This window comes from Zhenpiania hominis, assembly GCF_014333425.1.
Taxonomy (GTDB): Bacteria; Bacillota; Clostridia; order Peptostreptococcales; family Anaerovoracaceae; genus Hominibacterium; species Hominibacterium hominis.
Genome location: NZ_JACRYT010000020.1, coordinates 42602 through 52769, shown reverse-complemented (window position 1 = coordinate 52769; position 10168 = coordinate 42602). Strand labels below are relative to the sequence as shown.

Below are 10168 nucleotides of genomic sequence, written 5' to 3'. Positions count from 1 at the left end.
TTCCTGAGCAGATGATCCTGAGGGACGAGTTCCTCTATCGAGATCATCTGTATCTGTTTTTTCTTGTCTTCGGTATTGAGTTTGGTGATCATTGCGGCATCCTCTTTTCATTTCTCTTTCTTATATTATATCATATTTGCCGTCTTAATTATTGGAATTTCAACATTTATCTTCATTTTATACATAGAAAAAGTCCAATCTCTTTCGCTCGAGATTGGACTTTTGTCTACAGTCTGAATTCCCCTTTTGTAAAAAAGGGGAATTATCTTTCTATCATGGGTTTAATTTATTGTAGATATAGTTTAATAAGAAACTATAAAACAAAATATTTAAACTTACCCCTCTTGTTTTATAGTATGATTGATGCTATAATGGTTTAAAATAGAGTTAAAACAGTTTTAAACAAACCTATATTGAGAGGAATTTAAAATGAATTTATATTTCGAACTATTAAAATACCCTGTTTTTACAATGGAACAGGTAATGATATTTTACGATAATATAGAAAGTGCTCGCAGTGCGATAAAGCGATTGATCAAGAAAGGTATGGTTGAAAAAATCAGAAATAATCTGTATACCTGTATCAGTGGTGAAACTGGAGCGCCTGTTGCAAATCGATTCCAGATAGCTAGTGCTTTGTCAGATAGTGCATGTATATCCCATCATACTGCGGCGGAGTATTATGGAATGACAGATCAAGTATTTTATGATGTATATGTGTCTTCTGATTCTAAATTCAACAGTTTTGAATTTGATGGGTACACATATTTATATGTTCCGGCAAAAATCAGCGAAGGGGTCAATACCGTTGAGTATAGCGGTGGCATAAAAGTTACAGATAAAGAACGAACTATCGTTGACAGCATCAAAGATATGGATAAAATATCAGGCATGGAAGAAGTTGTTGCAAATTTAGAGATGGTTACTAATCTGAAAGAGGAGAGATTGTTATATTATTTATCTGAATATGATAATCAGTTTTTATATCAGAAAATAGGATTCTTACTTGCAGATAAAAAAGTTCAGCTTGGATTATCAAATACCTTTTTTGATGAATGTAAAAACAAAATCGGAAAGAGTAAGCGATATCTGTCCAAAGACTATAAACAGGGGAAATTTCAGAAAGAGTGGAATCTGATAATTCCATATGAATTAGATGTAATGAAGAATGGGGAGATAAAGGATTATGATGGAGTATAACAAAGCAGTAATAGGTAGGATTGCAAAAGAAAATGGATTTGTAAGGGATACTTTTGAAAAGGTACTAAGATTAAAAAATGTATTAAAGTTTATCAATGAACATGAATATTTGAAAGAACATTTGGCATTAAAGGGTGGAACTGCCATCAACATGACTATTTTCAATTTACCGAGATTGTCTGTTGACATCGATTTGGACTACATACCCAATAGTGATAAAACTGAGATGGAATATGCCAGAGAAAAGATTTCAGAAATCATTAAAGAATATATGGCAGAAGAAGGTTATACTCTGTCTCCATCTTCAAGATTCAGCCATAGCTTAGATGCATTCTATTATCAGTATCAGAATGCCGGAGGTAATAAAGATGTTCTTAAGATAGAAATAAATTATTCTTTACGTGCACACGTATTTGGGCCGATAAAAAGAAAAGTGCTGTCAGATATTTTCGATGATGAACTGGAAGTGTTGACCCTCGCACCAATGGAAATATTTGCAGCAAAAGCTAATGCGCTTATGAGTAGGGCAGCAGCCAGAGATTTATATGATTTTAATAATATGACATTTTTAGGATTGTTTGATGAGTCGGAAGAAGATATGTTCCGTAAATGTATTGTGTTTTATAATACGATATCGCAGGAAACGGTAAATAAATCTTTTGATACATCTGCAATAGATAAATTAACATTTGCGAAAATCCGCAGAGATTTATTCCCTGTTATAAAGAAAAAAGAGCATTTTGACTTGGATGCACGAAAACAGAACGCAAAAGAATATATTCATGATTTGATGCAGCTAACAGAACAGGAATTACAGTATATGACAGAATTTGAAAACAAGAATTATAAACCAGAACTGTTATTTGATGATAAAGAGATATTAGAAAGAATAAAAAATCATCCAATGGCAGTATGGAAATGTCAAAAGTAATTAGGATGAGGAAAAGTATATGGAATATATAAAGTGGCTATCGCCTGATGACTGGGCTTTGGGTATTCACTTAAAGAGAATGGATGCTCTTTTAAATCATTATACTGATGAGAGTGAGTACACAGATATAAATGAAATAATAGAATTATATGTGGTATGTAAATATATAGACAGTGAAATATTCCCCGCAATTTGGAGTGAATCACAACTAGAAAAAAATAAAGCCATTATTAAAAAATTGAAAGGTATTATAGGCAAATTTTTTAATTGCATAAGACAAGAGCAATTTGCTGCATTGTATGGGAATATTGTTTATCAATATAAAAAAATGTTTTGGGAAGCGTTTAGCCTATATAAATTGTTTAATAAATTCGATTACACTATTATTTCCAATGCTATAAATAATGAACAAAATGGAATATGGAATATTTTGCATGAAAAAGATATAGTGGTTGCTTATGGTGTCGATATCCGAAATGAACTTATGTTAGAAGAAAATGCGGCAGAGTGGCTTTTAGATGAATATGAAGTTCATCATTCCTTTAAAAATGAACGTTTATATTTTCCAAAAGAATTAACATTAGAAGATAAAAAAGAAATTATAAAAAAATATATTTTATATGAAGAATCGGATTTGAACTATTTGCGATTGATTGCGAACATTCAAGATAATCCGGATTCTTTAGTAATTGGGGATAAAGTAAGATTACAGGCAAGAAAAAAAGTGCAAATACAAGAAAAAAAACTTTTTTCAAATGGTACAGGTATAAAAACTGAAATTACAGTAATATTTACTAAAATGGAAACAGATGATCCTGAAGTTAATGTGGATTTGCATAATATATCTTGTAAATATAATATAAATTGGATTAGGGAAAACTTAGATGAGCCAACACTTTTAAATAATTTTATTTATTTGTTTGGGTATTTGGACTCACAAGGTAGAATTACTTTAGTTGAAAAGGATATCTATAAAGGCGTAGTAGAAAAATTTCTGTTTATGAGATCAAGATATGCATATGAGCCAGGGTACTCAGCAAGTACTTTGAATTTACTTGCTGATTTGCAAATGGCTGGATATTATCAGCAATTAAAAGAAAACAATATATATTTAGAAACAGTTTTAAAATGGTTTTTTGAAAAATATTTAAAAGAAGAGTTTTCAATCGATAATTTCCGTATGAATACTCCATCAGAAAGCACTACATATTTAGAAAAATGTAGAACATTGTTATCGGAAATGGATGGTGTCTTAAAACAGTACAATTTGTTTGTTGAGGATGGATATATTGATCAAGAGTTATTCCAAATGTCATCATCACATATGAAATTTAACGATTGCAGTAGTGCTGTAAAAGAAAAATATGTGTATGGAACAGGTGAGATTTTTAGAACTGCTTGTCATCATTTATTTTCCGATCAGAGCATTATAGCGCATGTAGAAAGGATAGATAAAACATATGATTCATTCTATGATCTTTTAACTAATGAAGTGATTTACGATGATGATTTTAACGATTTTACAAAACGAATTATAGATTGGCTAATAGAAAATAAATTTATAATTATTGATAACCATGAAATTAAATTTAATAATCTTGATAGAATCCAATTATTACGGCAATTGAATGATAATGAAGTTATAAGTTTTTGGCATTTATCTGAAAAGTTAAGAGAAACTTTAAAAATAATGGAGTCAGAAGGCATTGTAATATTTAGATCATCATTGTTTTCAAAGCACGAAGCGGATTATTTTGATTTTTATTTGAATAAAGCAACTTTTAACAATGGCAATGATTTAAGAAATATGTATTTGCATGGTTCACAGCCCAATGCCTTAGAAGATGAAAAAATACATGAGAAAAACTATTGGATTATATTGAAATTGTTTGTGTTATGTGTATTAAAAATAAATGATGATTTGAATTTATTAGAACGAACAAAAGCTATATTTAATGAATGGTAATAGTTTATAAAATTAAGCTCTCCTCTCCGGGATTAATCTGGAGAGGATTTTTTATTGCCTGAAAACATGAGAGGTCCGACAAACGGGTGTGTCTCGTTGCCTAGTAATTAGAAAAAATTTAAGAAATTTATTATCACACCTTATATTTTCACCATTCTCACTGCCTACTAATTAGAGGAGATTTAAAAGGATTTATAAAAATTTACAAATGACCCTTATATTTTTGCCTTTCCCATTGCCTACATAGTGAGGGGACTTTTTTTGAAATCCTTATCACATGGAAAGGAGGTAGAAAGATGGTACACAGATTTCACACGGAAATTGCCAAGATGTATGGTGTTACAGCTGCAGTGATATTTTTCAACATTGCTTACTGGGTGGAGGAGAATGAAAAGAATAGAATCCATTATTATGACGGCTACTATTGGGTGTATTGCAGCATACACAATCTAGCTGAATCGACACACGACTATCTGACTGAGAACCAGATACGCAGGGCGATACAGAAGTTGCTTGATGATGACATGCTATACAAAGGCAATTATAACAAGAAAAAGTATGACCGGACTTACTGGTATACGCTGACACCCAAGGCAGAAGAGATTTTATGGAAAATCAAAATGCGTATGTGAGTATGTGCAAATGGTAGACGGTAAAAGCACAGACCTATACCTATGTAAGACTTATAGAAAAAGTATGAAAGAATATTACATTCTGAAAGAAGAGAATATAGGAGGACACGAGAATGAAGTATGAAGTAGTAATGATGAACAGAGAAGTTTTAGTTGAATATCCAAACAACCCATATAAGGTCAGATTGGATGCGGAGATGGTACAGTTGATAGAAAGTATTGAAAAATATGGCGTGCTTGTACCGCTTATTGTATGGAAGAATGAAAAAGGCAAATATGAAATCGTCAGTGGTCACAGAAGAAAGTGGGCATGCGTATATCTTGGCATTGATAACTTGCCGGTAATCGTTAAAGAACTGGACAGAAATATGGCAGCAGTCATGCTTGTGGAAAGCAACATGCAGAGAGAAAAAGTACTGCCATCTGAAAAAGGATTTGCTTACAAGTTGAGGCTGGAAGCTTTGCAGGAGATCAGAGCGCAGCAAAAGAAAACATGTGGACAAGTTGTCCACGAGAAGCGTTCACGAGATGAACTTGCAGAAACTTCAGAGGAAAGTGGGAGGCAAATACAACGATATATCAGGCTGACTAAGCTGATTCCAAAACTTTTGGAACTTGTGGATGAAAACAGGATTGCATTGACGCCTGCAGTAGCACTTTCGTATCTTGATGCAGAGTCGCAGGATATAATACATGAAATCATTGAATATGATGATATGACTCCGTCATTGCATCAGGCGACAGTTATGAAAGAACTTTATCAGCAAGGTTTACTGGACTATGAATCTATAGTGAACATCATGGCAGAACAGAAGCCAAATCAGAAGGAACAGATAAAGATCAAACGAGAGCTGATATCACATTTCTTTCCGGAAGAATATTCATCTAAGCAAATAGAGCAGGTGATAATAAAACTTTTAGCAGACTGGAGAAGGCGTGAAGAGAGGAAAAGAGCGAACCGTGGCAGCAGATAGTTGATACAATTAACAACTTAATAGCACTTGATTAGAATTAAGGGGTGGATATGCATGAATGATAGAACTAACTATGATGCATATGAAATTGCATCAGGCATGCTTATATATGTCCCTAAAGCTGAGTTTGCAGAGAATGAAGTGTATTGTTCCAATAACTATCAGAAGTTCCTGAACTTAATGGCAGAGGGAATCATCAGATATAACAGCAATACACAGGAAGCAGCATAGGGCATAGTGACGATACGGAAAGTGTCGTCATTACATAATATCCACAGAAAATATTAGGAGGAGAGAAATGTATAACGACAAAGCAGGGAAAGTAGCAGTAATTTATATTAGGGTAAGTAGTGAAAGACAGGTAAAAGGTTATAGTTTGGAAGGACAGAAGCAGTATCTTACAGAGTGTGCAATCAGACGTGGTATGAATGTACTGCGTGTATATGTTGAGGAAGGAAAAAGTGGTAAGAGTATTGAAGGGCGTACAGCTTTTCAGGAAATGCTTGACGATATAAAGAGCGGGAAAGAACGGATTGATTATGTGATGGTATTCAAGCTGTCGAGATTCGGAAGGAATGCCAGAGATGTATTGAATTCGTTGGAGTTTATAATGAATCACGGTGTTCATCTCATGTGTGTGGAAGATGGACTGGATTCATCTACATCTATGGGGAAAATGATGATAACCATATTGGGAGCAGTGGCAGAGCTGGAGAGAGAAAACATCATTGTACAGACTTTACTTGGCAGAGAGACGAAAGCCAAGAAAGGAGGTTGGTGTGGTGGGTTTGCACCATATGGATATGTTATCGAAAATGATAAGTTGGTTACTGTGCCGGAAGAAAAAGAGGTAGTGCAAATAATATTTGATAAGTATCTGAATAAAGGACTGGGATATGCAGGTGTAGCAACTTATCTGAACAAGCAAGGATATAAAAGACGAGCGGCACCAAATCAGAAAGATTTCAAATTTGATGACTGGACTACGGAGCACATTAAGCAGATTTTGAGTCATCCGATTTATAAAGGGAAGATGGTGTGGGGAAGAAGACGAACAGAGAAAGTTCCGGGAACAGAAAATGAGTACAGACAGGTTTGGCAGGAAGAATACACGGTGAGCGATGATTATACACATGAGGCTTTTGTCAGTGAAGAGGATTTTGATAAAATTCAGGAGTTGAGAGCAAAGGCTGCCAAGTGGGGAAACTTTGAATTGGGACAGAGCAAAGCACACTTATTATCGGGAATACTGAAATGTCCTACTTGTGGATCCTCGATGTATATCGATACAAATCAGTGGACCAATAAAGATGGCACGAAAAGACTGACATATTCTTATGTATGTAGCCATTACAAGAAAACATCTGGTTCAGGAAGTTGTGAAAGGAATGGTGTATCTGCAGTAGAGGTTGAAAGAGAAGTAATAGAGTTTATAAGTAAGCTGATGCATAATGAAAGATTTGCAGCGGATATTAGAGAAAAATTAATGAAAGCATTAGATACAGACGAAATCAAAGCTGAACTGGAGCACCATAAAAGCTATCTGAAGAAATTAAGATACAATCAGAAAACTTTAGAACAGTCATTGGATCAGATGGACTTTGAAGACAAGAATGCCTGGAGAAAAAGAGAAGAAAAGGAACGCCGTCTCGATAGTATATACGATGAGATTTATGAAACAGAAGATAAAATCGAAGAGTGTGAAAACAGGCTTCAAAAGTCAAAGCAGGATGCAGTAAGTTTAGAAGTTGTTCTTGAATTATTAGATTCATTTGAAGATATTTATGATACAATGTCAAATAGGGAGAAGCGTGAACTGATGAAAGCTTTGGTTTCAGAAATTCATCTGCTTCCAAGCAAAGAACAGAAGGAAAAGCAGCGCTTCGTTAAATCTATGATTCTTAACTTCCCGATAGACAGATCCGTTTTGGACTGTCTACGGGTATCAAATCAGGGTGTCGAAGTTGTGTGTTTGCTTTCGAAACTTAAATAGGATTAAATGGCTTTCACTAAGAATTAATAAATGAAACGAGGCACCTATCAGAAATGGCAGGTGCCTCTTCTATGGTATGACGGGCACGCCGTCAGCCTGTGGTAAAAATCAAAAAGAACGGATGGAATTGCTTCGGCCGTTAGTGATACAGCAGTTACAGACGTTGGAAACGGTGAGTTTAAATAATTTACCAGACTTGGAGGCACGTTTACAGAAAAAATGAAATATTAAATGAATGATTATGGTAAAAACAAAAGTAATGAGTCAATGCGGAAATAATCACGCTACTTTCATCTAATTATATTGATAACTATTTTAAGTCCATGTTTTCAGTTGCTATTGTGATAATGTTACCTTATCACAAGTTAACAACATTCTAGGCAGGAGGCAGTTGCAGGCAAAATTGCTGCATGATACAATTAACATGATACAAGTGTCCAAACAAGGGGACGGGCCGATTCCCTGTTCCCTTGGAACATAAAAAATGTAATTCGATGGGAGTATGAACAAATGGCGGAAGAGAAGATGAGACCAGATCAAATCCAGGGCGAAATTGTAATTTACCAGGCCGAAGATGGGGTCACAAAAGTAGAATGTCAATTTGTAGACGAGACTGTTTGGCTAACACAGAAGCAAATGGCAGAACTGTTTCACACGTCCAGAAGTAATATTGTAGAGCATATTGGGCACATTTATGAAGAAGGCGAGCTAGATGAGGTTTCAACCTGTCGGAAATTCCGACAGGTTCGAATGGAGGGCAAGCGGAAAGTAGCAAGAGAGTTGCCCTTCTATAATCTGGATATGATCATTTCCCTGGGTTATAGGGTAAAATCTTTGATAGCTACCCAGTTCCGCAGATGGGCAACCGAGCGTCTGAAGGAATATATGATCAAGGGCTTTACGATGGACGATGAGCGCCTGAAGAATCTGGGCGGCGGCAATTATTGGCGTGAGTTATTGGATCGGATTCGGGATATCCGCTCGTCTGAAAAGGTCATGTATCGACAGGTTCTGGATTTATATGCAACAAGTGTTGACTATGATCCAAAGAGTAGTGAGTCCATTGCTTTTTTTAAAATGGTACAAAATAAATTACATTATGCAGCACATGGACATACAGCGGCAGAAGTTATATATGAGCGTGCGGATGCGAGCCAGCCTTTTATGGGATTAAAAAGTTTTTCTGGTGATTTTCCTGTATTGAAAGATATAAGTATTGCAAAGAATTACCTTAATGATGAGGAATTGAAAATCCTAAATAATATTGTATCAGGTTATTTTGATTTTGCAGAGATTCAGGCAATGCGCCATAATCCTATGTATATGGCAGATTATGTGGAGCATCTTGATAATGTTTTAAAAACTACAGGCGAAAAGGTATTGCAGGGGGCTGGAACAATCAGTCATGCACAGGCAATTGAGAAGGCGACAGAAGAGTATAGAAAATATCAGGCACAGAATTTGTCGCCGGTTGAAGAGGAATATTTGAAAAGTATTAAAAATATTCAAAGCATAGTGAAGAAAAAAGACAATAACTAATAGAACAGGACGCTTTCATGTAAATAACAAAGTTGAAGTCGTGTGTTTGCTTTCTCGCAAAAAAGTCCAATAGCGTAATTGACGTAAAGGTGGAGTTTGGTGGGGGAAGGGAAAGTGGCGCTTGATAATATCGCTAAGAAAACTGAAGCGTACAAGCCAAAAGAGCAAGTCACCTACAAAATGATAAAGGAATACATAGAAGCTAAATATGGCTTCAAGGTACGTACCGCTTATATAGCAGAGGTAAAAAGAAGTTTAGGCTTGCCGATGTATGATGCTCCTAATGCGGTGGAAGAATTGAAACAGCCGAGGAAGCATCCGACGGCGGAGAAAGTGGAAGCGATAAAAGATGCGTTGAAGCATTTTGAGGTAATATAACGAATTACTATAGAGAGGGGTAAATATATGGGAAACATATTACAACGGCTTATATATAATCTGTCTGCTATGGCGCCTCTATGTTTTATTTTTGCTTTGGTCTGGTATTGGCAAAAAAAGACAATGAAAATTCCATGCATTGCTATAGGTATAGGAATTGCTCTTATTATATTATTTATGATATCCTTTGCGTATGGGAAAAAGCATCTTGCGCCCATAAAAATAAGAACAAGTGATATAGCTCCTTATGATAGTTGGGTTATCATGTATATAATCACATACATGTTTCCGTTTGCAAGTTTGGCAATTGAGGATTTTAATTTGATAATATGTGTTGTTATAGGTGGAGTGTTGATTATGGCAGTGCCATGCGTCAATACGGCAATTCCTAATCCAATATTATTTTTACGAGGATATCATTTTTATCAAGTAAGCGGTGAAAATGGGATATCAGGATGTGTTTTAATAAGTCGGAGGAGAATTAGAAAGGCGAAAGATTTGAAAATGGTTAATAGGATTTTCGATTTTTTGTTTTTAGATGCAGAGAGGAGATAA

Annotated in this window: 10 protein-coding genes; all 10 read left to right on the top strand. The window is 35.1% G+C overall.

Going from position 1 to position 10168, the window contains the following annotated elements:
- Positions 1 to 429 precede the first annotated feature (429 nt).
- The 10 genes from H9L42_RS13750 (at position 430) to H9L42_RS13705 (ending at position 10168) form a co-directional block, all read left to right on the top strand.
- On the top strand, positions 430 to 1200 hold the full coding sequence (locus H9L42_RS13750) for a type IV toxin-antitoxin system AbiEi family antitoxin domain-containing protein (RefSeq protein ID WP_187303983.1): 771 nt from the start codon (positions 430 to 432) through the stop codon (positions 1198 to 1200).
- Complete coding sequence (locus H9L42_RS13745; RefSeq protein ID WP_187303982.1) at positions 1187 to 2131, top strand: nucleotidyl transferase AbiEii/AbiGii toxin family protein; 945 nt, start codon at positions 1187 to 1189, stop codon at positions 2129 to 2131. The genes H9L42_RS13750 and H9L42_RS13745 overlap by 14 nt, the downstream gene beginning before the upstream one ends.
- Positions 2132 to 2150: 19 nt before the next feature.
- Positions 2151 to 4097 (top strand): hypothetical protein, encoded by a 1947-nt coding sequence (locus H9L42_RS13740; protein WP_187303981.1) that lies wholly within the window; start codon positions 2151 to 2153, stop codon positions 4095 to 4097.
- Positions 4098 to 4393: 296 nt separating this feature from the next.
- Positions 4394 to 4729 (top strand): hypothetical protein, encoded by a 336-nt coding sequence (locus H9L42_RS13735; RefSeq protein WP_187303980.1) that lies wholly within the window; start codon positions 4394 to 4396, stop codon positions 4727 to 4729.
- Between the two features lie 113 nt (positions 4730 to 4842).
- Positions 4843 to 5703, top strand: a complete 861-nt coding sequence (locus tag H9L42_RS13730; RefSeq protein ID WP_187303979.1) for a ParB/RepB/Spo0J family partition protein — start codon at positions 4843 to 4845, stop codon at positions 5701 to 5703.
- A 54-nt stretch (positions 5704 to 5757) separates the two neighbouring features.
- The gene (locus tag H9L42_RS13725) at positions 5758 to 5934 is read left to right on the top strand and encodes a hypothetical protein (protein ID WP_187303978.1); all 177 of its coding nucleotides are present in this window, start codon (positions 5758 to 5760) and stop codon (positions 5932 to 5934) included.
- A gap of 67 nt (positions 5935 to 6001) precedes the next feature.
- Complete coding sequence (locus H9L42_RS13720; protein ID WP_187303977.1) at positions 6002 to 7696, top strand: recombinase family protein; 1695 nt, start codon at positions 6002 to 6004, stop codon at positions 7694 to 7696.
- 510 nt (positions 7697 to 8206) lie between these two features.
- The gene (locus tag H9L42_RS13715; RefSeq protein ID WP_187303976.1) at positions 8207 to 9235 is read left to right on the top strand and encodes a virulence RhuM family protein; all 1029 of its coding nucleotides are present in this window, start codon (positions 8207 to 8209) and stop codon (positions 9233 to 9235) included.
- 99 nt (positions 9236 to 9334) lie between these two features.
- Positions 9335 to 9613 (top strand): hypothetical protein, encoded by a 279-nt coding sequence (locus tag H9L42_RS13710; RefSeq protein ID WP_346726326.1) that lies wholly within the window; start codon positions 9335 to 9337, stop codon positions 9611 to 9613.
- 27 nt (positions 9614 to 9640) lie between these two features.
- On the top strand, positions 9641 to 10168 hold the full coding sequence (locus H9L42_RS13705; protein ID WP_187303975.1) for a hypothetical protein: 528 nt from the start codon (positions 9641 to 9643) through the stop codon (positions 10166 to 10168).